Source organism: Streptomyces sp. NP-1717 (assembly GCF_022695985.1).
GTDB lineage: Bacteria > Actinomycetota > Actinomycetes > Streptomycetales > Streptomycetaceae > Streptomyces.
In genome coordinates this window covers 1-24,452 of sequence record NZ_JAAPBF010000038.1, presented here as the reverse complement: position 1 = coordinate 24,452, position 24,452 = coordinate 1, and the positions used below count along the sequence as shown (strand labels likewise).

Genomic DNA, 24,452 nt, shown 5'->3' with positions numbered 1-24,452 from the left:
TCAGCCGCCGGCGGCGGCCGGGGCGGGGAGTTCGGAGGCGACCTTCGCCGCCGCCTCCTTCAGCGAGTCGCAGACCTGCGGGGTCATCGCCGTGGTCCGGCCGAGCCGCAGTTCCAGGCTGTTCTTCTCCCCCGTGTCCAGGAAGATCTTGCAGACGCCGTTCAGGGAGCCCATCAGCATCACGGCTTCGTGTTCGCCGAAGCGCATCGTGCTCCGTTTGCCCTGTCCGGTGGCCGCCGCTTCGAGCGGCTTGTCCCGCGGGGTCACGGTGAGGGTGCCGAACTCGTGGCTGTGGGCGGTGCAGCCCTCCTCGGACATCTGGCTCACCGCGGGCTGCCCGAGATCGAACTCGACGGACACCGGCCGGAGCAGCTTGCAGGTGGGGGTGTCGGCGGAGTCGGAGGACCGCACGGCCGTGTCGGGATCGGTCGAGCAGGACACCAGCCCCAGGCCGGCGCAGACCAGCGCGGCGGCCACCAGGGCGCGCCCGGCGGGGTGACGACTCATATCGTTTTACTCCGATCTGTGTGGTGGGAGGAGACTCCGCGGACCGCCGGGGCAGGGGCCGGCGGCGCGGTCAGCGCTGGAGGACCGTGCACGCCCAGTGCATGCCGCGGCCGTTGGCCGCGAGGGCCACGAGGTCCCCGGGTGCCAGCTCCCCGGCCTCCTCCATCCGGGCCAGGGAGAACAGGTGGTCGGCGGCGCCGAAGTGACCGTTCAGGGCGGCCAGCCGGGCGTTGGTCCGCTCCAGCGGCACCCCGACCAGTTCGGCCTGCGTCGCCAGTACCCGGGCGTTGTCGTTGAGCAGGAGCAGCCGGGCCAGTCCCTCCTCGGCGCAGTCGGCCTGACGGCAGGCCCGGTGCACGGCGCGGGCGGTGCGCTCGTCGATCTCCTCGGCGTAGGCGGCCAGCCGTTCGGCGTCGTGCTCGAACTGGTCGACCACGTCCCAGGCGTCCCGTACGGCGGGCGTCTCGGTGCCGGGGACGAAGGGCTGCCGCGCGCCGCCGACGTCCATCCGGAAGAAGTCGGCGTACCGGCCGTCGGTCTCCGCGTAGGAGGACCGCCAGCGCAGTGTGGGCGCGTCGCGTACGGCGACGGCGGCGGCGGCACCGTCCGAGAACAGCAGCGAGTGGGTGTCCAGCCTGTTCCAGTACGCCTCGACGGTCCGGTTGGCGCCGACGACCAGCGCCGTACCGTAGCCGGGATGGGTGGCGAACCGGCCGGCGACGGTGTCGAACGCGGTGACTCCGCCCACGCAGCCCTGGTCGACCAGCACCGCCTCGGCGTGGCTGAGCCCGAGGGCCCACTGGACCCGGGCCGCCGCGTCCCAGTACAGATGGTCGGCGAGGTCGGTCAGGGCGAGTACGAGCAGGTCCACCTCGCGCGGGTTCACCGACTCCAGGGCCCGACGGCCCGCCTCGACGGCGAGATCGGTGACGCTCACGTCGGGCGGGGCCCGGTGGATGTACTCGTAGCCGTAGCCGAGGACACGCTCCACGTCCTCGGTGTACTCGGCCACCACGTCCTTGACGGCGGCCTCTTCACCCAGGGCCACACCGAAGGCGGTCAACCCGTACGCCACTGGAACTCCTCACGGTCAGTCGATGAGTTTGACGAGCTGTTCCGGGTCGTGGAGGGCGTCCGCGACGGTGCGCAGGAACGCGACCGCCTCCCGGCCGTTGACCACCCGGTGGTCGTAGGCGAGTCCGAGGGTGACCACGGTGGCGGGGACGGGCTTCCCGTCGGCGAGGACGAGCCGGGTGAGCGGGCCGCCGACCGAGACCATGCACAACTGGGGCCACATGACGATCGGTTGGACGACCAGTACGCCGGGTTCCACGTTCAGGGACACGCTCAGGGAGCCGCCGGACAGCTCGCCCGCGGTGAACTCACCGCGGAACGCCTTCATCCGGAACTCCATCAGGTCGTCGGAGAGGTCGGCGAGGGAACGGGCGGCGCAGTCCCGCAGCACGGGGATGTAGAGGCCGTTCCCGGCGTCCGCGGTGACCCCGATGTCCACGGTGTCGGCCAGTCGTACGGTCCGTTCGTCCAGCAGGGTGCCGAACAGCTGCGGAAACGCGGGGTGCGCGGCGGCCACGGCCTTCACCACCGCCTCCGGCAGCCCCACTTCGGCGCCGGTCTCGTCGGACAGCGTCCGCAGCCGGGCCAGCACCGCGTCCACCTCGACCTCGACCGCGGCGAAGGCGGCGGGCACCTCCTGGTGCGCGCGGGTGACCACGGCGGCGGTGCCCTGCTGGGCCCTGTCGAGCACATGGGTGCGGTGAGCGGGTTCCGGCGGAGCGGCGGGAGACGGTACGGGCGCGGCGTCGGGGGCCCCGGGCGGCGTGGCGGGCGCGGCGTCGGGCGCGGCCGTGGGCGGTTCGGTGAAGAGCTCGGCGAGCAGCTCCCCCACCTCAACCTCGCTGCCCTCCGCGGCGCGCACACGCACGTATCCGGCGGCCGGGGCGACGATCTCCTCGACCGCCTTGGAGGTCTCCACCTCGACCAGCGGATCGCCCTCGGCGACCTGTGCGCCGTCGTCGGCGAGCCACTGGACCACCAGGTAGGCGGTGTCGTTGTTGTTGAGCTTGGGCACGCCGACCGGCACCCCGGCCACGGGCTCGGCGTCCCGCGGTCCGGTGGCCTCGATCTCCCCGGCGATCCGCTCGGCCCCCAGCAGTACGCCCGCCTCCAGGTGCGGGGCGGTCGGCACCACCGAATCGGCCGAGGACAGCAATGTGACGGGTGCGCGCAGCTCCGCCCAGATCAGGCCGTGCACCCGGGCGGCGATCTCGGCGCCCCAGGTGCCTCCCGCGGTGCTCTCCTCCGCCACCGCGACCAGCCGGGCGCCCGCCAGCAACGGCAGCACGGGCTCCAGGTCGGGCGGGTAGAGCCGGGCCGGCACCAGTACGTGGGCGGTCAGGCCCCGTTCCCGCAGCAGCCGGGCGGCCTCGATCGCCCGGTGCGCGGTCCCGCCGGGGCACATCAGCACCACGTCGGCGGGGGTACCGTCCAAGGGAGTGATGTGCGCCCAGCCGGTCGGCCCGCCGAGCAGCGTGTATCCGTGGTGCTCGTCCACCACCCCGTCGCGGAACACCCGCCGGGTGTAGAGGACCTTGTCCTCGAAGAGCATCGCGGGCCCGTGGTCGAGTCCCTCGGCGAGCTGCGCGTACGGGTCGTGGAACGGACTCGTCTCGTACAGCGCCAGGTTGGGGATGCCGAGGAAGTGTTTCTGCACGCTCTGGCTGTGGGTGGGGCCGTATCCGCGGTTGCCGCCGACCGGGCAGCGCACGACGACCGGCATCGGCACCCGTTCCCCGTACATGGTCACCGACTTGGAGATCAGGTTGAGCACCTGGTCGAAGGCGAGCGCGGCGAAGTCGCCGAACATCATCTCCACGACCGCCTGGTCGCCCGCGAGGGCCAGACCGCCCGCCACGCCGGTGATGCCCGCCTCGCTGATCGGGGTGCCGAGCACCCGGTCCGGGTGGCGGGTGGACAGGCCGCGGGTCACCTTGAAGGCGCCGCCGTACGGGTCGAGTACGTCCTCGCCGAGCAGGTGCAGCGAGGTCCGTTCGTCGAACAGCCGGTGCAGGGCGCCGTTGAGCACCTCCACCATCCGGGGCGCGGGGCGCGCGGTCACGGTGCCTCCCGCTTCTCCGCCAGGACTCCGCGCAGGGCGCGGACGGTACGGCAGCCGCGTACCTCACGGGCGGTGAGCTTCACGCCGTAGGTCTGCTCGACGCGGGCGACGATCTGGACGTGCCGCAGGCTGGTCCAGGCCGCCGTGGTGGCGGGCCCGGTGTCGTCGGTCACCTCGGCGGCGGCCACCTGGAGCACATCGGCCACCAGGCCCGTCAGTCCGGTCGATTCCGCCGGCTCCGTCGATTCGGTCGGCTCGGTCAGTTCGGCCATGGATACTCCATCCTCGTGTCCGGGAGACCGGACCCCGACCACGCGGCGGGAGGCCGTGCCTCCACCTCCCGGGCCAGCTGTTCCAGGTCCGCGCGGATCCGCGCGTCGAGCTCCCGGAACGGCCCGCCCAGCCGGTCGGTCAGCTCCCGGTGCCAGTCGTCGGCCCAGAGGCGGTCCACCTCCGCCTGGGTGCGGGTGTCGTCGCCCTTGCTGTGCGGGCCCAGCCGGCGGGTGGTGAACTGCACGACCGCCGGGCGGTGTTCCTCACGGACCCGGCGGACCACCGGGGCCAGCCGCTCACGGATCTCCGGCACCTCGTGGCCGGTGATCTCCAGGAAGTCGATGCCGAAGGCCGCGGCCCGGTCCGCGATCGAACCGGCCATCTGGAGGTGCGTCGGCGTGGACTGGGCGACCGCGTTGTGTTCGACGACCACCAGGACCGGCGCCCGCCACAGCGCGGCCATGTTCAGTGCCTCGTACACCGCGCCCTCGCCCCAGGTGCCGTCGCCGACGAACGCGGCGGCGATCTGCCCGGACTTGACGCGCTTGCAGCGCAGCCCGATGCCCACGGCCAGCGGCAGGCTCTGGCCCTGCACCCCGGTCGAGAGGTAGTTCTGCCTGCGGATGTGCTGGCTGCCGCCGACGCCCGAACAGACCGCGCCGGCCCGGCCCATGATCTCGGCGAGCAGTCCGGCGGGATCGCGGAAGAGGGCGAGGTAGTGGCCGTGGCCGCGGTGGTTGCTGAGTACGTGGTCGCCCGACAGCAGTGGGGCCAGGGCCACCGGCACGTACTCCTGTCCCAGACAGGTGTGCGTGGTGCCGTTGAGCCTGCCCTCGGAGAACATCCGCAGCAGCAGGCTCTCGAAGTGGCGGATGGTCAGCAGGGATTCCAGGTCCTCGGGCTCCGGGCCGGCCGGCGGATCCGTGGCAGCCGATGGATCCGTGGCGGCCGATGGCTTCGCGACGGCCGGTGGTTCCGGATCGGCCGGTGCGCGAAGTGGTTCCGGCGGATGCGCGGTCATGGCGGGACGCCCCCCTGCGGGCTGGACTGCATGGACACCACCTGATCGGCCGCCACGCTAGGGCCCCCCGTTCTCAACCTGGTTCTCGAACCGCTCTCACCGGCGGACCGCCGCTCTCCGGCGCCTCTCACCTCGTTCTCAGCCTGGTTGCGCCCGCCACGGACCGCCTCTTAACTGGCTGGCGTCCGGCGGGGAGCGGCTCCGCGCCGGACATCCGGCCGCCCTTGCCCTCGCTGTGGTCCCGCGCGCCCCGCACCCTCCCCGTGCGGGGGGACCAGCCGATCCGAAGGAGTCTGCAGATGCCGCCGTCCCCTCAGGTGCTCATCGTCGGCGGCGGACCCGCCGGGCTCGCGCTCGCGGCGGAACTGGCCGGGTTCGGCATCTCCTGTCAGGTGGTGGACAAGCGCACCCGGCGCGCCCGGCTGTCCCGGGCCTGCACGGTCGAACCACGCACCCTGGAACTCCTCGACATGCGGGGCAGGGTCGACGACGTGCTGGCCTGGGGCCTGGAGTGCCCGCACCCCCCGCTCGGAAACGAGGACGGATTCCTGGACTACGGGCTGCTCGACACCGGCTTCCCGTACAGCCTGTCCATCCCGCAGTCGAAGACCGAGGACGCGTTGCAGATAGCCGCCGAGAAGGCGGGCGCGGTGCTGCTGCCCGGCACCGAGATGATTGGGCTGAAACAGGACGACGACGGGGTCGTGGTCGACCTGACCGGCCCGGAGGGCCCGACCACCGTCCGGGCCCAGTACGTCGTCGGCTGCGACGGAGTGAACAGCACCGTCCGCGAGGTCCTCGGGGTGAAGTTCGACGGCTGGAACTACGACCAGTCGCTGATGATGGCGGACGCCCGGCTGAGCAGCCCGCCGGGTCCGGCCGAGTACGCCAGGATCAACCGGCGCGGCATGGCGGCCCTGTTCCCGTTCCGGGACGGCACGTACCGGGTCATCGTCCTGGACCGGGAGAAGTTCACCGTCCCCGCGGACGAGCCGCTGACCCTGGAGGATCTCAGCGAGAGCTGCGCCGCCATCCTGGGCCTGGACATCGGCATCGACGACCCGCTGTGGCTGTCGCGGTTCCGCAGCTCGCAGCGGCACGCCAAGCGGTACCGGGTCGGCCGGGTGCTGCTCGCCGGGGACGCCGCGCACACCCACATCCCGTCCGGCGGACAGGGGCTCCAGACCGGTATCCAGGACGCGTTCAACCTGGGCTGGAAGCTGCGGGCGGTGCTCGACGGGTGGGCGCCGGAGAGCCTCCTCGACACGTACGAGGCCGAGCGCTACCCGATCGCGGCGGAGACGCTCCGCAAGACCGACCTGTCCTTCCGCTTCGAGACCTCGGACAGCCTCCCCGCCCGGCTGATGCGCAAGGCCGCGATGTGGTCGATGCGGATCAAGCCGGTCCACCGGCTGAACGTGCTGCACCTGTCGGGTCTGACCCTGCGTTATCCGGCGGCGGGACGCGACCGCTGGACGGGGCTGCGGGTGCCCGACCGGCCCCTCGTGGCGGCTCCTGGCGGCCCGCAGCGGCTGTACGAACTGTTCAGGGACGGCGGTTTCGTGCTGACGGGCACGGACGGCTGCCCGCCCGCCGCCACCGGCTGGGAGTCCCGGCTGCGTACGGGTGTGCTCGCCGAACCCCTCGGCGCCAGGTGGCCCGCGCATGTGCTGATCCGGCCCGACGGATACGTGGCCTGGGCGGGCGCCGACCCCGGCCGGGGGCTGACCAGGGCACTGCGCCACTGGTGCGGTGAGCCGCAGCCGATCGCCCGCTGATCGGGGGCCCGGTGTCCTCCGCGCTGTTCGTCGCGCTCGTGCTGCCGGTGCTGGCCGGCGTCCATTACTACGTGTGGCGGCGTACGGTCCGCGACACCACGGCTCCCGGCTCCCTGTGGCGCCGGGGCGGCACCGTCCTGATCGTGCTGCTGGGCCTGTTGCTGGTCGCCGCGCCGCCCGGTGAGCGGGCGCTGCCCGCCACGCTGGCCACCGCGGTCGGCTGGCCCGGCTTCTTGTGGATGGCGGGGATCCTCTACCTGTCTCTGGCGCTGCTGGTCGGTGAGGTGCTCCGGCTGTTCCTGCTGCGGGTGGAACGGCGCCGGGCCGGCGCCGCCCTGCCGGTGGAGACCGGCGCGCGATCCGTGGCCGGCGGGGAACCCGCGCACCGTACGGACTCCGCGCCGTCCACTGCGGACACACCGGAGCCCGCCTCTTCCGGTACGGACACCCCCGAGCCCGCGTCCGCCGCGCCCCTCCATCCCTCACGGCGGCTGTTCGTCGGCCGGGCCGTCGCCCTGGTCTCCGGTGCCGCCGCCACCGCCGCCGTGGGGTACGGCGCGTACACCGCGCTCGGCCCTCCCCGGATCAAGCACATCACCGTGCCGCTCGCCCGGCTCGCCCCCGCGGCCCACGGCTTCCGGATCGCTCTGATCAGCGACATCCATCTGAACGTACTGGTGGGGCGGGACCGCACCAGGCAGTTGGTGGACCTCCTCAACGGCACCGAACCCGACCTGGTGGCCCTCGTCGGCGACCTGGTGGAGGACGCCGACGTGGCCGACCAGGGACGGGCGGCGGAACCGCTCGCGGACCTCCGGGCCACCCACGGCGCGTTCTTCGTCACCGGCAACCACGAGTTCTACTCGGGCGCCGCCCAGTGGGTCCGGTTCGTGCGCGGACTCGGGCTGCGCACGCTGCGCAACGAGCGGGTCGCCCTGCCCGGCTTCGACCTCGCCGGGGTGGAGGACGAGAGCGGCGCCGAGCGGGACGAGGGCCCGGACTACGAGGCCGCGCTCGGCGGACGCGACCGGGACCGGCCCGTCGTACTCCTGGCCCACACGCCCGCGCAGGTCGAGGAGGCGGCCCGGTACGGGGTGGACCTCCAGTTGTCCGGCCACACCCACGGCGGCCAACTGTGGCCCTTCACCGAGCTGATGGGCCTGGTAGACCCGAACGTGGCCGGGCTGAGCCGGCACGGGGACACCCTGCTCTACGTGACCCGTGGCACCGGCTTCTGGGGGCCGCCGGTCCGCCTCGGCGCGGAGCCGGACATCACCGTCGTGGAACTGACCTCGCCCCGCGCCTGACCGCGTACTCCCGCGGCCCGGCGCGGAGCCCCGACCGCCGGCGCGCGCGGGTTCGACTGCTCCGCACCGGCGCTCGGTCGGGGCCCGGCTCTCAGCGGTCGCCGGGCTCGCCCAGCAGCGGCAGGCCCGCCGCGTACCGGCGGAAGAACCCCGCGGTCGGGGTGTCCGCGGCGGCGACCTCATCCGGGGAACCCGCCGCGACCACCGCCCCGCCGTCCGGGCCCGCGCCCGGCCCCAGGTCGATCACCCAGTCCGCGGAGGCGGCGACGGGGATGTCGTGCTCGGCGACGACCACGGTGTTGCCCGAGTCCAGCAGCAGGTCGAAGGCGTCGACCATGCGCTGGATGTCGGAGGGGTGCAGGCCGGAGACCGGCTCGTCGAGGACGACCAGTCCGGCCTTGCGGCCGGCCGCGCCACGCTGGATCGCCGAAGCCAGCTTCAGTCGCTGCGCCTCGCCGCCGGAGAGTTCCGTGGCGTTCTGGCCGAGTTGCAGATAGCCGAGGCCGACCCGGTCCAGGGCCTCCAGCGTCTCGGCCAACTGCCGCTGCTCCGTGAGGCGTTCGACGGCCTCGGCGACGGTCAGGTCCAGCACCCCGTCGATGGTCAGCCCCTCGTAGGTGATCTCCAGGGCCTCCGGGGTGTAGCGGCGCCCCTCGCACGCGTCACAGACCACCCACACGTCCGGCAGGAAGTGCATGTTGACCAGCTTGCGTCCGTACCCGGTGCAGGTCTCGCAGCGTCCGCCGTTGGCCGTGTTGAAGGAGAACCAGGAGGACTTGATGCCGCGCTTGCGTGCCTCGTCCGTCTCCGCGAAGAGCTTGCGGACGATGTCGAACGCCTTGCTGTACGTGGCGGGGTTGGACCGTGGCGTGCGGCCGATCGGCTCCTGGTCGACCACGGCGACCCAGCTGAACCGCTCGCCCCCGGTGACCCGGCGGACGGTGTCGGCCGCCGTTCCGCTCAGGGCCGCCTCCATCCCGGCGCCGAGCGCGCCGAGCAGACTGCTCTTGCCGCTGCCGCTGACCCCCGTCAGACAGGTCAGCCGGCCCACGGGGAAGCGGACGAGGTCCGCGGTCACGTTGTGCGCGGACAGCCCGTGCAGTTCCACCCAGCCGGTGCGGTCCTCAACGGGCCTGCGGACACGGCGCAGTCGCGGCCCCTTTCCCGCGAGGTAGTGACCGGTCAGCGACCGGGGGTGCGCTGCGACGTCCGCGGGAGTGCCGGAGACGAGCACCTCGCCGCCGAGCCGCCCGGCGCCCGGTCCCATGTCGATGACCCAGTCGGCCCGGGCGATCAGTTCCGGGTCGTGCTCGACCAGGAGCACGGTGTTCCCGGCGGCCCGCAGTTCCAGCGCGATGTCGAGCAGGTGCGCCTTGTCCGCAGGATGCAGACCGGTGCCCGGTTCGTCCAGGACGAAGATGATGTCGCTGAGTTCGGTACTGAGCTGCGCCGCGAGCCGGGTGCGCTGGAGTTCGCCGCCGGACAGGGTGGCGGCGCCGCGGGACAGCTGGAGATGGGCCAGGCCCAGCCGGTCCAGCACCCGGAGTCTGCGGGCGAGGTCCTGGAGCAGTGGCTCGCCCACCGTGCGCTGTCCGGTGCCGAGTCCGGCGGTGACCCGGTCCCCCCAGGCGCGTACCTCGCGTACGTCGACCTCCAGCAGTTCGGGGTAGGCGAGCCCGCCGAGCCGTACCGACCGGGCGATGTCGTCGTAGCCGGTGCCGCCGCAGGTGGCGCAGGGCATCTTGCGCATGTACGGCAGGTAGCGCTCCTTGGCACTGGGCGTCGCCGCATTGGCGAAGACCCGCTCCACCTCGGCGAGCGCTCCGCGCAGCGGCTCGCTGGAGGTGTACGTCCAGGACGACGTCTCGTTCTTGTTCGGCATGTCGACGGTCGCCTCGATCTTCTCGTCACCCGTGCCGTACAGCACGTTGTGCCGGAAGTCCTCGGGCAGCGACTGCCAGGGCCGCGAGAGGTCCACGCCGCGCTTCTCGGCCAGGGCGGGGATGAACGCGTGCTCCCCGGACCGCCACTTCGCGTACCAGGGCGAGGCTCCCTCGAAGAGGGGCGACTCCGGGTGGGTGATGATCAGCTCTTCCCGTGCCTGCCAGCGGCCGCCGACACCGTGACAGTCGGAGCAGCTTCCCTCCGGGGTGTGCCGGTCGAAGTGAGCCGTGGTGAGGTGGCCGTCGCCGGCGGCCGCGTCCGGGCCGACGCCGGGCAGCCGGGAGTACAGCAGTCCGAGGTGGCCGTCGATCCCGGTGATGGTGGCGACGGTGGACCGGGGGTTGCGGTTGAGCCGGCGCTGATCGACGGCGAGGGTCGCGCCGAGGCCGAGTACGCGGTCCACCTTGGGGCGGTTCCGCTGGGTGATGTACTGCCGGATGAACGGCGACAGCCCTTCCAGGTAGCGGAGTTGGGCCTCGCTGTGAATGGTGTCGATCGCTAACGAGGTCTTGCCGCTGCCGCTGACCCCGGTGAAGGCGACCACTTGTCCCTTGGGGATGGTCAGGGTGACATCGCGGAGGTTGTTGGTGCGCGCCCCCACCACCGCGATGGTTTCGTTGTTGTGCGCGGAAGTTGTCATTCGCATGGTCCTCTCACGACGGTGGGAGGGGTACGTACGCGCCCCGGAACACCCGGAAACGGCCCGGCTGTTGATCCCGGGTGCCCCCGAAGGCCCCTCCCGGAAAAACCACTCAGGTTACTACGTGCGCCCGGCCGCCGATCTGCGGGAGAGCCCTTCGAGCAGGGCCATGGCACGGTCCGCCACCTCGTACGGCACGAAGAGGTGGTCGTGGTGGAACCCGGCCACCACATTGCAGCTGACCCCGCCCCTGGCCAGTTCGTGGGCGACGGCGGCGGTCAGGCCCACCGCGTCCAGCGCGGAGTGCACGCGCAGTACGAGCCAGCCGGCCACGTAGTCGTACCCCAGCCCGGCGGCCTCCGCCTCCTCCTGGCTCAGCACCATGGTCAGGCCCTCGCGTTCGGCCACCGTGACGATCGGGGAGACCCCGGGTGGAATGCCACCGGCCACGGTGGTGAACACGAAGCGCCCCGGATTCAGTTCCGGCCGCATGTCGATCAGGAGTCGTCGCAGGTCAGTCTCGCCAGGCACGGGACACACCCTATGCAGCCACCGGCTCCGAACGCGTATCGGACCGTGCGGCGGGGTGCATAGGATCGCCGGCATGGCGCTGCGACCTGTTCAGGTGAACATCAAGGCTGTCGACGACCGGGCGGTCGGCCGGTTCTGGGCGGAGGCGCTCGGCTGGAGTGCGTACCGCCCGGGCGGGACCACCTACGTCGGCCCCGCCGGCGGCCTCGACTGGCCGGACCCCGTCGCCGTCGGCATCAACGTCGTCGCGGTCCCGGAACGCAAGGCGACGGTGAAGAACCGCGTGCACCTCGACCTCGCCACCACCTCCCCAGCCCATCAGAGGGAGTTGGTCGCGCGCCTGCGGGCTTTCGGCGCGACGCCCGCCGACGTGGGCCAGGGCGACGTGCCGTGGACGGTCCTCGCCGACATCGAGGGCAACGAGTTCTGCGTGCTGGAGCCCCGGGAGATGTACCGGGACACCGGGCCCGTCGCGGCGGTGGTGGTCGACTGCGCGGATCCGCGCGCGACGGCCCGGTTCTGGGACGGGGCGCTGGACTGGACGCCGCACGAGGTGACCGGCGATCAGGCGTCGTTCCGCTCCGCCGACGGCGTCGGTCCGTATCTCGAGTTCCTCCGCACGCCCGGCGTGAAGACCGTGCCGGGCCGCGTCCACCTCGACCTGCTGCCCTGCCCCGGCGACGACAGGGAGGCGGAGGTGGCACGGCTGCGGGCCCTGGGCGCCACCGACCTCGACCTCGGCCAGGGCGATGTCCCGTGGACGTGTCTGACCGACCCGGAGGGCCACGAATTCTGCGTCCTGTCCAGGTAATGGCCGCGTTCAGGTGGATACGGCGGATACCGATGTTTTTGGGTGGAATGCCAGCGTCCGCCGGTGTGTCGATGGGACCGTGACGGTGTTGCCGCCCCGCACCGGGAAAGCGGGGCAGCGGGACACGGGGGCCGCGACGGCCCCTGGAGAAGGGGGTACCGTGCTCAGGATCGGTAACACCACCTATGACCACATGTCGCCCGGCGGGGCGAAGGCGGCCGTCTACAAGGCGCTGGGCGGGGCGGCACCGAAGGAGAACACGCCCCAGCGCACCGTGCTGGGCGCGACCACCGCCGTCGCGGCCGGCGACGCCGCGCTGTTCGAACTGCCGGACGTCCAACAGGTCTACAACAACTTCCTCGCGCAGGCCGCGCAGTTCGCGACGGCGACCACGCTGGACCGCACGTGGTGCCGGCAGAACGTGGACCACAGGACCGCCGCCGACCTGGCCGCCGCGCAGGGGCGCCAGCCAGGGACTCTCGACGGTCTCCGCGCGCTGCGCACCATCGTGATCGCCCGGGGGACCAACCCGGTGCAGGCCCGGCAGATCCTCACGAACCGAACCTTCGGCGGTCTGCCCCCGAACGCCGGCCTCACGACGCCGCCGACCGCCGAGGACGCCGATGCCCAGACCGGCCGCGGGGTGAAGGACACCGTGGCGGGCCGTATCGAGGAGTGGTCACTCGGTCAGCAGACAGGGTTCGCCGTCGACGGTTTCATGCTGATCGCCGAAGCCGACGTCAGCCTCGTCACGCTGCCGCGCAGCGACTCCTCCACCAGGGCCGGGGAGGCGGGGGTGTGCGGCTTCGCCGCCGCATCACTGACGCGCGTGGCGATCCTGTCGGAGGGCCGCCTCTCCAACGATCCGCCGGAGAAGCGGGAGCTGGAGCGGATCAGCATGGCGATCGGCCGCGACAATCCCGGCGTGGTGACCCTCCTGAAGGCAGCCGCACTCCAGCATCGCGGCGTCACCCTGTGACCACGCGGGCGGGGCGGGCCGCCGGCACCCCGCCCCGCCCTGCGGGCGGACGGTGCGAGGTGTCGGACAACCCCTAGAGGACGCCCCCGTTGGCACGAATGTTCTGGCCCGTCAGCCACCGTCCGTCGGGCCCGGCGAGGAAGGCGACCACGTCCGCCACGTCCTCGGGCCGGCCGAGGCGTCCGAGCGAGGTCATCGCGACGGCCATCGCCAGTTTCTCCGGCTCGTTGGCCGCGTTCAGCAGATCGGTGTCCGTGGCGCCGGGCGATACGGCGTTGACCGTGATGCCTCGTGCGCCCAGCTCGCGTGAGGCCACCAGGGTCAGCTGTTCGAGGGCGCCCTTGCTGGCCGCGTAGGGGGCATTGCCGGGCGCGGGGAAGACCGTGTTGAGGGTGGAGATGTTCACGATCCGCCCGCCGTCCCGCATGTGCCGAGCCGCGTAACGCACCGTGAGGAAGACCGACTTCGCGTTCACGGCCATCACTCTGTCGAAATCGGCATCGGTCGTCTGCGCGAGGGGCACGACTTCGGTGTGCACGGCCGCGTTGTTGACCAGGATGTCCAGAGCGCCGAGCCGTTCCTCGGCCGTGGCCAGCAACTCCTCGGCCGCGCCGGCCCCGGCCAGATCCAGCTGGACCGCGGCGACGTTCGCGCCCGCCTTCTCCGCCTGTCGCACGACATCGTCCGCGGCGTCCCGGCTCCGCGCGTAGTTGAAGACCACGCTCGCCCCGTCCCGCGCGAGCCGCAGCACGACCGCGCGGCCGATCCCCCGTGAGCCGCCGGTGACGACAGCCGCCTTTCCCGTGAGCGCCGCCATGGTCCCTCCCGCGTGGCCGACCCGTCCGTCGCGACACCCCTACCCCACCGGGTGACCCATCAGCCTCGCGTGCCGGCGCAGATATAGCAAGCGCTTACTACCCCCCGGAAGAACTTCTGCGCGAAGCATTGACGAAACATCTGAGCGGTCCTACTTTTCTCGCGTCGTACTTCGTACGTCATATATGAGACGCGATACGCGAGATGTGAGAGCGCCCATGGCCTTCGCTCCGAGCCCGATTCCCTCCCGCACCCAGTTCGTCCTGGAAGCGATCAAACACGGCATCCTGACCGGTGGCCTCAGCCCCGGTCAGGCCCTGGTCGAGACCGAACTGGCCGCGCGGTTCGGGGTGTCGAAGACTCCGGTACGAGAAGCACTGAAGACGCTCGCCGGTACCGGCCTCGTCGTGATGAGCCAGTTCAAGGGCGTCACCGTACGGACCGTCGACGCGGGAATGGCCCATGAGGTCTACGAGGTACGGCTGCTGCTGGAGCCGGAGGCGCTACGGCGCTCCCTCGCCCGGCACGCCTCGCTCGACGCCGCCCGGGACGCCCTGCTCAGGGCCGACCAGGCGGTGGACCAGGCCGAACGCTCGCTCGCCAACCGGGAGTTCCACCGCGAGCTGTATCTCTCGTGCGGCAACCCGCTGCTGACCCGGATGCTCGACGAGGTGCGCGACCAGGCCGCTCTCGTCTCCACCGTCGCCTGGGCCGCCGACCCGTCCTGGGACCGGGAGGCCGACGAGCACCGGGAGATCCTGCGCCTGGCCCTGGCCGGTGACGCCGCCGGCGCCGCACTCGCCCTGCACGACCACATCGCCTCGTTCGTACGCCGGGCTTTCCCCGAGGGAGACCAGATATGACAAGCCAGGGTCTTCTCGCGTCGCGGGACGCGCTCGCCGACGTCGTGGCGATCCCCGTCACGCCTTTCGCCGACGACGACACCATCGACACCGAGGCGCACCGGGCGCTGCTGCGCCGGCTGATCGACGGCGGGGTGCGCACACTCACGCCGAACGGCAACACCGGTGAGTACTACGCCCTCAGCCCCGACGAGCGCCGTACGGTCACCGAGCTGACCATCGAGGAGGCGGCCGGCCGGGCCACGATCCTGGTCGGCATCGGCCTTGAGGTGCCGACCGCCGTCGCCGCCGCGGTGCACGCCCGGGAGTGCGGGGCAGCGATGGTGATGGTCCATCAGCCGGTGCACCCCTATGTGTCGCAGGACGGCTGGATCGACTACCACAGGTCCATCGCAGAGGCGGTGCCGGAGCTGGGGGTCGTCCCGTACATACGTGATCCGCGACTGCCCGGCGAGAGCCTCGCGGCGCTCGGCGAGCTGTGCCCCAACGTCATCGGCGCCAAGTACGCCGTACCGGACGCCGCGCGTTTCGCGGCCTTCGCGCGGGACGCGGGACTGGAGCGCTTCGTCTGGGTGGCGGGGCTCGCGGAGATGTACGCGCCCTCGTACTTCGCGGGCGGCGCCACCGGCTTCACATCGGGTCTCGTCAACGTCGCCCCCACCGTCTCGCTGGGGATGCTGGAGGCACTGCGCGCCGGCGACTACGGCACGGCCATGAAGGTCTTCGAGCGCATCCGGCCCTTCGAGGAGCTGCGTGCGGCACGGCAGTCCGCCGACAACGTGACCGTCGTGAAGGAAGCACTCGCCGCGCTGGGACTGTGCCGGCGTGAGGTACGGGCACCGAGCCGCGTCCTGCCGGAGCCGGTACGCGCGGAGGTCGCCGACCTGATCGCGGGGTGGCCGACATGAGCACCCACGGCGACACGCCCGCGCCCGGCCGCCGCGACGTCCCCCGCCCCGACGGCCGACTCGCCCCCGAGGACCTGCGCAGCCACCAGTGGTACGGCAGCGACATCTCGTCGGGCCTGCGCTCCTTCAGCCACCGGGCCCGCACCCGCCAGCTCGGCTATCTCCCCGAGGAACACCTCGGCAAGCCGGTCGTCGCGATCCTGAACACCTGGTCCGACATCAATCCCTGCCACGTCCATCTGCGGGAACGCGCCCAGGCGGTCAAGCGGGGCGTCTGGCAGGCGGGCGGCTTCCCGCTGGAATTCCCGGTGTCCACGCTCTCCGAGACGTTCCAGAAGCCGACGCCCATGCTCTACCGCAACATGCTGGCGATGGAGACCGAGGAACTGCTCCGCTCCTACCCGGTCGACGGCGCCGTCCTGATGGGCGGCTGCGACAAGACGACGCCGGCGCTGCTGATGGGCGCCGCGTCCGTGGACCTGCCGACCGTCTTCGTACCGGCGGGGCCGATGCTTCCCGGGCACTGGCGCGACGAAGTCCTCGGCTCCGGCACCGACATGTGGAAGTACTGGGACGACCGGCGCGCCGGACTGATCGGCGACTGCGAGCTGTCGGAACTGGAGAACGGCCTCGCCCGCTCCCCCGGTCACTGCATGACCATGGGTACGGCGTCCACGCTGACCGCCGCCGCCGAGGTGCTCGGCGTCACGGTCCCCGGCGCGTCCTCGGTCCCGGCCGTCGACTCCGGGCACGAGCGGATGGCCGCCGAGTCCGGACGGCGGATCGTGGAGCTGGTGTGGCGTGACCTCACCCTGTCGAAGATCCTGACGGCGGACGCGTACGAGGACGCCGTCGCGACCGTCCTCGCGCTCGGCGGCTCCACCAACGCCGTCATCCATCTGATCGCGATGGCCGGCCGCTCCGGTATCCCGCTCGGCCTCGCCGACTTCGACCGTGTCGCGCGCACCGTGCCGGTCCTCGCCGACCTCCGCCCCGGCGGACGGTACCTGATGGAGGACTTCCACTTCGCCGGCGGGCTGCCCGGCTTCCTGTCCCGGCTGACCGACGTCCTGCACCTGGACCGCCCCACCGTCGCGCACGACACCCTGCGCGAACAGCTGGAGGGCGCCCGGGTCCACAACTCCGACGTCATCCGTGAACGCGACAACCCCCTCGCCACCGAGGGCGGCGTCGCCGTGCTGCACGGCAACCTCTGCCCCGACGGCGCCGTCATCAAGCACATCGCCGCCGAACCCCGTCTGCTGCACCACACCGGTCCGGCTGTCGTCTTCGACGACTACCGGCAGATGCAGCGCACCATCAACGACCCCGCGCTCGCCCTCACACCGGACCATGTGCTCGTCCTGCGCAACGCCGGCCCCAAGGGCGGCCCCGGCATGCCCGAGTACGGCATGCTCCCCCTCCCCGACTATCTGCTCAAGCAGGGTGTACGGGACATGGTCCGGCTCTCCGACGCCCGGATGAGCGGCACCAGTTACGGCGCGTGCGTGCTGCACATCGCACCCGAGTCGTACGTCGGCGGGCCCCTCGCCCTCGTGCGCACCGGCGACCTCATCACCCTCGACGTCGATGCCCGAAGCCTCCATCTCCACGTTCCCGACGAGGAGTTGGCCCGCCGCCGGGCCGACTGGACCCCGCCGCCCGCGCGCTACGAGCGCGGCTACGGGGCCCTCTACCTCGACCAGATCACCCAGGCCGACACCGGCTGCGACTTCGCCTTCCTCGCCCGTCCCGGAGAGGTCCCCGACCCGTACGTGGGATGAGACGGCCAAGCACGCGCACCCCCTTTCACCGAAGGAACCGAAGGAACGGAGAACCGGTCATGGCCTCAGCTGTGGCGCAGGACTCATCAGGCGCCCCGCCCGGGGCACCCAAGAAGCCGGGGTCCCGTACAACCCGTGCCAAGGGCACGGGAATCTCACCACGCCGCCTGCCGTATCTGCTGATAGCCCCCGCCGTACTGCTGATGGTGGGCTTCATCGCCTATCCGATGCTCAGCGTCTTCTACTACAGCCTCCAGAACTACAACGCCACCAAGCCCTGGCGGAACGGCTTCGCGGGGTTCGACAACTTCCGGCGGATCTTCACCGAGGACCCCCTCTTCTGGGACAGCCTCGTCTTCTCGGGCAAGTGGGTCTTCACCGAGGTCACGCTCCAGCTCGCCCTCGGTCTGATCCTCGCGCTGCTCGTCAACCAGACGTTCGTGGGCCGCGCCGCCGCCCGTGCCATGGTCTTCTCGCCCTGGGCCGTGTCCGGCGTACTGACCACCACGATCTGGCTGCTGCTCTACAACCCGTCGACGGGCGTGGGCCGTTATCTCGCGGACGCGGGCATCGGCACGTACGGCTCGTCCGTGCTCTCGGACACCGGCACGGTCTTCTGGGCCGCGGTACTGGCCGAACTCTGGCGCGGGGTGCCGTTCTTCGCGATCCTCATCCTCGCCGATCTCCAGTCCATCCCCGGAGATCTGTACGAGGCGGCGTCGGTCGACGGGGCGAACAGGTTCCGGCAGTTCTTCCACATCACCCTCCCCCATCTGCGGGACGCGATCATCCTGTCCACGCTGCTGCGCGCCGTGTGGGAGTTCAACAACGTCGACCTGCTGCTCACCCTCACCGAGGGCGGACCGGCCGGCGTCACCACCACGCTGCCGCTGTACGTCGCGGTCACCGGGTTCGAGGCCCACGACTTCGGCTACGCCACCGCGCTGACGACCGTCGCCTTCGGGATCCTCCTCTTCTGCTCGATTCTCTATCTGCGCCTGAGCAAGTTCGGAGGCGATCACAAGTGACCGCGCTCATGACCGAGAAGGGCACCGCCACCGGGCCCGCGGGCGGCAGCCACCAGCCCCCGTCGGTGCGGCGGAAGCGGCGGCGCGAGCGCGCCTTCGACGAGGTGCCCCGGTGGCAGATCTATCTGCCGCTCGGGCTGTACCTCCTCTTCACCCTCGTGCCGTTCTACTGGATGCTGCTGTTCTCGCTGCGGCCCGCGGGCTCCACCTCGCTGGTGCCGTGGCCGATGACCTTCGACCACTTCGAGAAGGTCTGGAACGACCGCAGCTTCTCCGTCTTCTTCCAGAACAGCGCGCTGATCGGGGTGTTCACCCTGATCTGCACGACGACGGTCGCGCTGGCCGGCGGTTACGCGCTCGCGCGCTTCAACTTCCGTATCAAGCAGAGCTTCATGCTGGCGCTGCTGTGCTCGCAGTTCATCCCCGGCGCGCTGATGCTGGTGCCGCTCTTCCAGATCTTCAAGAACCTCTCGCTGATCAACTCCCCGCTCAGCGTGGTCATCGCGGAGACGGTCTTCCAACTGCCGCTCTCCATCATCCTGATCAGCGGCTTCATCAAGAACGTGCCGTACTCGCTGGAGGAGGCGGCCTGGGTCGACGGCTGCTCCCGGCTCCAGGCGTTCCGTATCGTCGTGCTGCCGATGCTGCGGCCCGGTCTGATCGCCGTCGGCTCCTTCGCCTTCGTGCACAGCTGGAACCATTTCCTCTTCGCCCTGATGTTCCTGATGGACCAGGACAAGCAGACGATCCCGGTGGGCCTGTCCACCCTGATCGGCGCGGACAGCGTCGACTTCGGGGCACTCGCGGCGGGCGGTGTGATCTCCGCCGTCCCGGTCGTGATCGTCTTCGCGTTCATCCAGAAGTGGCTGATCACCGGCTTCAGCGCGGGGGCGGTGAAGGGATGAGCCTGCCCGTGGTGCTCGCCGGTGCCCGTGGTCACGGCCGCTCGCACCTGCTCAACATCCGCCGTCTCGAACAGAACGGCCTGGTGAGGCTCGCGGGTGTCTGCGAGCTGAACCCGCTTTCCCCGGCGGAGCTGGCCGGTTTCGACGCGCCCGAACAGTCCGCCGACCTCGGTGAACTGCTGGAGCGTACGGGCGCGCGGATCGCCGTGATCTGCACCCCCATCCACACGCACACCGATCTCGCGCTCACCGCCGCCGCCCAGGGGGTCCACACCCTGCTGGAGAAGCCGACCACCGCCTCGTACCCGGAGTTCGAGCGGCTGCTCGCCGGTCTGGACAAGAGCGGCACGGCCTGCCAGATCGGGTTCCAGTCCCTCGGCTCCCACGCCGTCGACGCGATCAGGGAGCTGGTCCTCGACGGTGCGATCGGACGGCTCCGCGGGATCGGCGCCGCCGGCGCGTGGGTGCGCGACGAGGCGTACCACCGCCGCGTCCCCTGGGCCGGACGGCGGTCGCTGGACGGGCGGGACGTCGTGGACGGCGTGCTCACCAACCCGCTGGCGCACGCGGTGGCGACGGCCCTGCGCCTCGACGGCGGCGACCTGGCCGGGGACGTCTCCGGGATCGAGCTGGAGCAGTACCGGGCCAACGACATCGAGGCCGACGACACCAGCTGTCTGCGGCTGCGGACCGCTCGCTCCACCCGGATCACGGTCGCCGTCACGCTGTGCGCGGAGCGGAACACGGAGCCGTACGTCATGGTCCACGGGACCGAGGGGCGCGTCACCTTCTGGTACAAGCAGGACCGGGTGCTGGTGGAACGCGCGGGCCGGGGACCGGCCGAGACGGTGTACGGGCGGACGGACCTGCTGGAGAACCTGGTCGCGCATCTGGAGGAGGGCGCCGAACTCGTCGTTCCGGCGTACCGCACCGGCGCGTTCATGCGGATCCTGGAGGCTGTCAGGACCGGGCCGTCGCCCGCGCGGCTGCCCGCCGACGCCTGGTACGGCGCGGAGGGGGACAACGGGCCGCGCCGGATCGTCAGGGGCGTGGACGCGCTGGTCGCGGAGAGCGCCGAGACCCTGGCCACGTTCGCCGAACTGGGCGCCGACTGGGCCGTGCCACAGACGGCGCCCCCAGCGGCGTCCTCGGCCGCGTCCGCGTCCGCGTCCGCGGCTCCTTCCGCGGACACGAAGATCCTGCGCCTCGCCGGCCGCGCGGTGGCCGACTACGTCCACCGGCCGCGGCTGCCCGCGACGCTGTCCCCCCGCCCGTATCTGCACCCGGTGCGCACCCTCGGCGGTGTGGTCGTCACCGAACTGCGGCCCGCCGACCACGCGCACCACCTCGGGGTGTCGATGGCCGTGCCGGACGTGGCGGGTGTCAACTTCTGGGGCGGGCGCACATATGTACGTGACCAGGGCCCGGTGGCGCTCGACAACCACGGCGTCCAGCAGCACACGGGCTGGCTCGCGCCGGACCCCGACGGCTGTGCGCAGGCGCTGTCCTGGACACGGGAGGGACGCGAACTCCTCACGGAGCAGCGCAGGATCCGGACGTACGCGCTGTCCGCCGGTGCCTGGGCCCTGGACATCACCTCAACGCTGACCAACGTGTCGGGCGCCGGTCTCTCCTTCGGCAGTCCGGCCACCAACGGGCGGCCGGGGGCCGGGTACGGCGGATTCTTCTGGCGGGCCCCGAAGGAGGGCGCGGCGGACCCGCGGCCCGAGGTGTTCAGCGCGACCGCGACCGGCGAGGACGCGGTGCACGGGAGCACCGCCGAGTGGCTGGCGCTCGCCGGTCAGGGCTGGACGCTCGTCTTCGCCGGAGGCGACGAGGAGACCCGGCGGGACCCGTGGTTCGTGCGCACCGGCCAGTACCCGGGCGTGGGTTCGTCACTGGCCTGGGAGCGGCGGCTGCCGCTGGCCGAGGGCGCCGCCCTGTCGCGGCGGATCGTCACCGTCGTCGCGGACGGCCGGCTCGACCGCCCGGCCGCGGCGGCCCTGGTGGCGCTGGCTCGTGAGGCGGCGCCGTCATGAGCCTGCCGTGGCGCGCCGATCTCGGCGACGGAACGTACCGCAACCCGGTACTGAACGCCGACTGGTCCGACCCCGACGTCATCCGGGTCGGTGACGACTACTACCTGACCGCGTCCAGCTTCGGCCGGGCGCCGGGGCTGCCGCTGCTGCACTCCCGCGACCTGGTCAACTGGTCGCTGGTCGGGCACGCCCTGGACCGGCTCGTGCCGGCCGCGGAGTTCGCCGAGCCCCGCCAGGACGGCGGGGTGTGGGCGCCTTCGCTGCGGCATCACGCGGGCCGGTTCTGGATCTTCTGGGGCGACCCGGACCACGGGATCCAGCAGATCAACGCCGAGCGGATCACGGGGCCGTGGAGCGAACCCTTCCTCCTCAAGGCCGGCAAGGGGCTGATCGACGCCTGTCCACTGTGGGACGAGCGGACCGGTGAGGCCTATCTGGTGCACGCCTGGGCGAAGTCGCGCTCGGGCGTCAAGAACCGGCTGACGGGGCACCGGATGAGCCCGGACGGGCGCCGGCTGCTCGACGACGGGACGACCGTCGTGGACGGGGACGCGCTGCCCGGCTGGTTCACGCTGGAGGGGCCGAAGCTGTATCTGCGCGACGGCTGGTACTGGATCTTCGCCCCCGCCGGCGGTGTGCCGACCGGCTGGCAAGGGGCCTTCCGGTCCCGGGAGTTCTTCGGTCCGTACGAGGAGCGGATCGTACTGGCCCAGGGGCGAACGGAGATCAACGGGCCGCACCAGGGCGCGTGGGTCCCCGGGAACGCGCCCGGCGAGGACTGGTTCCTGCACTTCCAGGACCGGGGCGCGTACGGGCGGGTGGTGCACCTTCAGCCGCTGCGCTGGGGCGACGACGGCTGGCCGGTCATCGGTGCGGACGGCGAGCCGGTACGCGTGCACCGCAAACCCGTCGCGCCCAGGCGGCCGGTCCAGGCGCCCGCCACGGACGACGTGTTCCCGGGCGGCCGGTTCGGGCTCCAGTGGCAGTGGGCGGCCAACCCTCCGTCGGGGTGGGCGAGTTCCGATCCAGGCTGGACGGTGCCGCACCCGGGCGACGGGCTACGGCTGACGTGCCGTCGTACGGAGACGGCCCACGATCTGCGCCGGCTGCCGCACGTCCTGGTGCAGCGGCTGCCGGCGGAGAGCTTCAGGGTCACGGTCTCACTGGCCCTGGAGAGCGAGGAGCCGGGTGCCAGGGCCGGACTCGCGGTGCTCGGCGACGCCTTCTCGTGGATCGGTCTGGAACGGGGCACGGACGGCGGGGTCCACCTCGTGCACCGCTTCGCCGAGACCGGTGCCACCCATGAACGGGACGCCGCACGTCCGCTCTCCGCGCCCGGCGCGCGCGCCGTGCTGCGCGTGGAGGTGAGCGCGGGCGGACGGTGCCGGTTCTCCGCCGCCGTGCGGTCCTCGCAGGACTCCCCGGAGGGCTCGCCGGACGCCTTCCACGCCTCGGGGCCGGTCTTCACCGCCACTGCCTGGCGCTGGGTCGGCGCGCTCCTGGGGCTGTTCGCCACAGCCCCGGAATCCGCGCGGATCCCGGCGACAACGGTCGGAGAGGGCTTCGCCGGGACGGCTGCCTTCGACGACTTCCGTATCACCGCCTGAACCGCACACCCCGCGAACACCCCCCGGAACGACACCACCCCGGAACACCCCGAACACCCCGGAAAGACCTCGGAAGAGACCTCAGAGAGAAGAGCCGATCATGACAGTCTCGAAGACAGACAGAGGGCGGACGGCCGCGGCCGTCTCCCTGGCGACGGTACTCGCCCTGACGGCCACCGCGTGTGGCGACGACGGCAGCGGCGGGAGCGGCAGCGAGGGGTCCGGCAAGGGTGAGATCACCCTGTGGGACAACAACACGGGTGAGCGCCGGGACATCTGGGCGCAGATCATCGAGGACTTCGAGAAGCAGAACAAGGACATCAAGGTCAAGTACGTCGGCCTGCCCATCGACCAGGTGCAGCAGAAGTACGACACCGCGATCGACGGCGGCGGGCTGCCGGACGTCGGCGGCGTCGGCACCGCGTATCTCTCCAACCTCGTGGTGCGCGACGTCCTGGAGCCCGTCGGCGACCGTATCGACGCCGGTCCGCTCAAGGGCAAGCTCGTGCCGTCGATGGTGGAGAGCGTGAAGGCGGCGGGCGGTCGCGGCGACACCATGTACTCGGTGCCGAGCTCCACCAACAACGGCACCCTCTGGTACCGGACGGACCTGTTCTCGCGGGCGGGTCTTGAGCCGCCGACCACCTGGTCGGCGTTCTACGAGGCCGCCGAGAAGCTCACCGAGCCCGGGACGGACAAGTTCGGTTACACCATCCGCGGCGGCGCGGGATCGATCGCGCCGGCGATGGACGCGATGTACGGGCAGTCCGGCATCACGTCCTTCTGGAAGGGCGACAAGACGACCGTCAACGATCCGAAGAACGTGGCGGCCCTGGAGAAGTACGTCGCCCTCTACAAGAAGGTGACGCCGTCCGCCGACGTCAACAACGACTTCATCAAGATGGTCGCCCAGTACGACAACGGCACCATCGGCATGCTGACCCACAATCTCGCGTCGTACCAGGACCATGTGAAGTCGCTGGGCGAGGAGAAGTTCAAGGGCCTGCCCTATCCGGCGCAGGAGAACGGCGAGCGTGTCCAGGTCTCCAACCCGGTCGACGGGCTCGGTCTCTTCAAGAACAGCAAGAACAAGGCGGCGGCCTGGAAGTTCATCGAGTTCGCCGCCTCCCACAAGTCGAACAGCGCGTGGAACGAGTCGGCGGGCTCCATACCGGCGAACATCGACGCGGCCTCCGACCCGTGGATCCAGAAGGCGGAGCCGACGGCCGCGGCGATGAAGGCGCTCAGCGACGGTTCGACGAAGATCGTCAACCTGCCGTACTACCTGCCCGACTGGAACACGATCAGCAAGTCCGGCAACGAGCCGAACTTCCAGAAGGTGCTCCTCGGCGACATGACGGCCAAGGAGTTCGCCGACAAGGTGGCCAAGGAGCTCAACGACGCCCAGGCGGAGTGGAAGGAGCAGACCGAGAAGTGACACCCGGTCCGCGACCGTCACCGGTCGCGGACCGGCCGCCGCACACCTGAACGAGTGATCACTTGATGGGGTTTCCCGGGATCATCGGCGCCGGCCGGTGGGCACTCTGGCAGGGGCGGGCACGGACGTGTCCGCCC

20 protein-coding genes and 1 pseudogene are annotated in these 24,452 nt (G+C 71.5%); 13 read left to right on the top strand and 8 right to left on the bottom strand.

The window, feature by feature from the left end; all coding sequences use genetic code 11:
- From GXP76_RS11415 to GXP76_RS11395, 5 genes are all read right to left on the bottom strand, one after another.
- Complete coding sequence (locus GXP76_RS11415) at nt 1-507, bottom strand: hypothetical protein (protein ID WP_242571363.1); 507 nt, start codon at nt 505-507, stop codon at nt 1-3.
- Nucleotides 508-577: 70 nt separating this feature from the next.
- Entirely contained in the window at nt 578-1,582 is a 1,005-nt protein-coding gene (locus tag GXP76_RS11410) for a 3-oxoacyl-[acyl-carrier-protein] synthase III C-terminal domain-containing protein (protein ID WP_242571362.1), read from the bottom strand.
- A gap of 15 nt (nt 1,583-1,597) precedes the next feature.
- Nucleotides 1,598-3,643 (bottom strand): 2-oxo acid dehydrogenase subunit E2, encoded by a 2,046-nt coding sequence (locus GXP76_RS11405; RefSeq protein WP_242571361.1) that lies wholly within the window; start codon nt 3,641-3,643, stop codon nt 1,598-1,600.
- Nucleotides 3,640-3,915 carry an acyl carrier protein gene (locus GXP76_RS11400; protein ID WP_242571360.1) on the bottom strand — a complete coding sequence of 92 codons (276 nt, stop codon included), beginning with the start codon at nt 3,913-3,915 and terminating at the stop codon, nt 3,640-3,642. Before GXP76_RS11400 ends, GXP76_RS11405 begins: the two co-directional genes overlap by 4 nt.
- Nucleotides 3,903-4,937: a thiamine pyrophosphate-dependent dehydrogenase E1 component subunit alpha gene (locus tag GXP76_RS11395; RefSeq protein ID WP_242571359.1), complete on the bottom strand. Its 1,035-nt coding sequence runs from the start codon at nt 4,935-4,937 to the stop codon at nt 3,903-3,905. Before GXP76_RS11395 ends, GXP76_RS11400 begins: the two co-directional genes overlap by 13 nt.
- A 299-nt stretch (nt 4,938-5,236) precedes the next feature.
- On the opposite strand from GXP76_RS11395, the gene GXP76_RS11390 reads away from it, so the two are divergent.
- Nucleotides 5,237-6,715 carry an FAD-dependent monooxygenase gene (locus GXP76_RS11390; protein ID WP_242571358.1) on the top strand — a complete coding sequence of 493 codons (1,479 nt, stop codon included), beginning with the start codon at nt 5,237-5,239 and terminating at the stop codon, nt 6,713-6,715.
- An 11-nt stretch (nt 6,716-6,726) separates the two neighbouring features.
- Nucleotides 6,727-8,022, top strand: coding sequence for a metallophosphoesterase (locus tag GXP76_RS11385; protein WP_242571357.1), 1,296 nt, complete (start codon nt 6,727-6,729; stop codon nt 8,020-8,022).
- 91 nt (nt 8,023-8,113) lie between these two features.
- Here the strand turns inward: GXP76_RS11385 and GXP76_RS11380 are convergent, their stop codons facing one another.
- Both GXP76_RS11380 and GXP76_RS11375 read right to left on the bottom strand, forming a co-directional pair.
- Nucleotides 8,114-10,606, bottom strand: coding sequence for an excinuclease ABC subunit UvrA (locus GXP76_RS11380; protein ID WP_242571356.1), 2,493 nt, complete (start codon nt 10,604-10,606; stop codon nt 8,114-8,116).
- Between the two features lie 120 nt (nt 10,607-10,726).
- Complete coding sequence (locus GXP76_RS11375; RefSeq protein WP_308354123.1) at nt 10,727-11,137, bottom strand: ACT domain-containing protein; 411 nt, start codon at nt 11,135-11,137, stop codon at nt 10,727-10,729.
- A 73-nt stretch (nt 11,138-11,210) separates the two neighbouring features.
- Between GXP76_RS11375 and GXP76_RS11370 the strand changes: the two genes are divergently transcribed.
- Together GXP76_RS11370 and GXP76_RS11365 are read left to right on the top strand one after the other, a co-directional pair.
- Complete coding sequence (locus GXP76_RS11370; RefSeq protein WP_242571355.1) at nt 11,211-11,948, top strand: VOC family protein; 738 nt, start codon at nt 11,211-11,213, stop codon at nt 11,946-11,948.
- Nucleotides 11,949-12,108: 160 nt separating this feature from the next.
- On the top strand, nt 12,109-12,927 hold the full coding sequence (locus GXP76_RS11365) for a hypothetical protein (protein WP_242571354.1): 819 nt from the start codon (nt 12,109-12,111) through the stop codon (nt 12,925-12,927).
- Nucleotides 12,928-13,000: 73 nt separating this feature from the next.
- Here the strand turns inward: GXP76_RS11365 and GXP76_RS11360 are convergent, their stop codons facing one another.
- Nucleotides 13,001-13,744 carry an SDR family oxidoreductase gene (locus tag GXP76_RS11360; RefSeq protein ID WP_242571353.1) on the bottom strand — a complete coding sequence of 248 codons (744 nt, stop codon included), beginning with the start codon at nt 13,742-13,744 and terminating at the stop codon, nt 13,001-13,003.
- A 217-nt stretch (nt 13,745-13,961) separates the two neighbouring features.
- Here GXP76_RS11360 and GXP76_RS11355 point away from each other — a divergent pair, with 217 nt between their 5' ends.
- The 9 genes and pseudogenes from GXP76_RS11355 (at nt 13,962) to GXP76_RS11315 (ending at nt 24,315) form a co-directional block, all read left to right on the top strand.
- Nucleotides 13,962-14,606 carry a GntR family transcriptional regulator gene (locus GXP76_RS11355; RefSeq protein ID WP_242571352.1) on the top strand — a complete coding sequence of 215 codons (645 nt, stop codon included), beginning with the start codon at nt 13,962-13,964 and terminating at the stop codon, nt 14,604-14,606.
- The gene (locus GXP76_RS11350) at nt 14,603-15,514 is read left to right on the top strand and encodes a dihydrodipicolinate synthase family protein (RefSeq protein ID WP_242571351.1); all 912 of its coding nucleotides are present in this window, start codon (nt 14,603-14,605) and stop codon (nt 15,512-15,514) included. The genes GXP76_RS11355 and GXP76_RS11350 overlap by 4 nt, the downstream gene beginning before the upstream one ends.
- A complete protein-coding gene (araD, locus tag GXP76_RS11345) occupies nt 15,511-17,298 on the top strand; it encodes an L-arabinonate dehydratase (protein WP_242571350.1) in 1,788 nt (595 codons plus the stop codon). The genes GXP76_RS11350 and araD overlap by 4 nt, the downstream gene beginning before the upstream one ends.
- A 71-nt stretch (nt 17,299-17,369) precedes the next feature.
- Complete coding sequence (locus tag GXP76_RS11340) at nt 17,370-18,326, top strand: carbohydrate ABC transporter permease (protein WP_242571374.1); 957 nt, start codon at nt 17,370-17,372, stop codon at nt 18,324-18,326.
- An 8-nt stretch (nt 18,327-18,334) separates the two neighbouring features.
- Nucleotides 18,335-19,231, top strand: a complete 897-nt coding sequence (locus GXP76_RS11335; protein WP_277993259.1) for a carbohydrate ABC transporter permease — start codon at nt 18,335-18,337, stop codon at nt 19,229-19,231.
- Nucleotides 19,228-20,370, top strand: a pseudogene (locus tag GXP76_RS11330) (Gfo/Idh/MocA family protein); the annotation flags it as partial. The gene GXP76_RS11335 and the pseudogene GXP76_RS11330, both read left to right, overlap by 4 nt.
- Nucleotides 20,350-21,270, top strand: coding sequence for a PmoA family protein (locus tag GXP76_RS11325; protein ID WP_242571373.1), 921 nt, complete (start codon nt 20,350-20,352; stop codon nt 21,268-21,270). The pseudogene GXP76_RS11330 and the gene GXP76_RS11325, both read left to right, overlap by 21 nt.
- Nucleotides 21,267-22,877, top strand: a complete 1,611-nt coding sequence (locus GXP76_RS11320; protein WP_242571348.1) for a glycoside hydrolase 43 family protein — start codon at nt 21,267-21,269, stop codon at nt 22,875-22,877. Before GXP76_RS11325 ends, GXP76_RS11320 begins: the two co-directional genes overlap by 4 nt.
- A gap of 100 nt (nt 22,878-22,977) precedes the next feature.
- Nucleotides 22,978-24,315, top strand: a complete 1,338-nt coding sequence (locus GXP76_RS11315) for a sugar ABC transporter substrate-binding protein (protein WP_242571347.1) — start codon at nt 22,978-22,980, stop codon at nt 24,313-24,315.
- Nucleotides 24,316-24,452 lie beyond the last annotated feature (137 nt).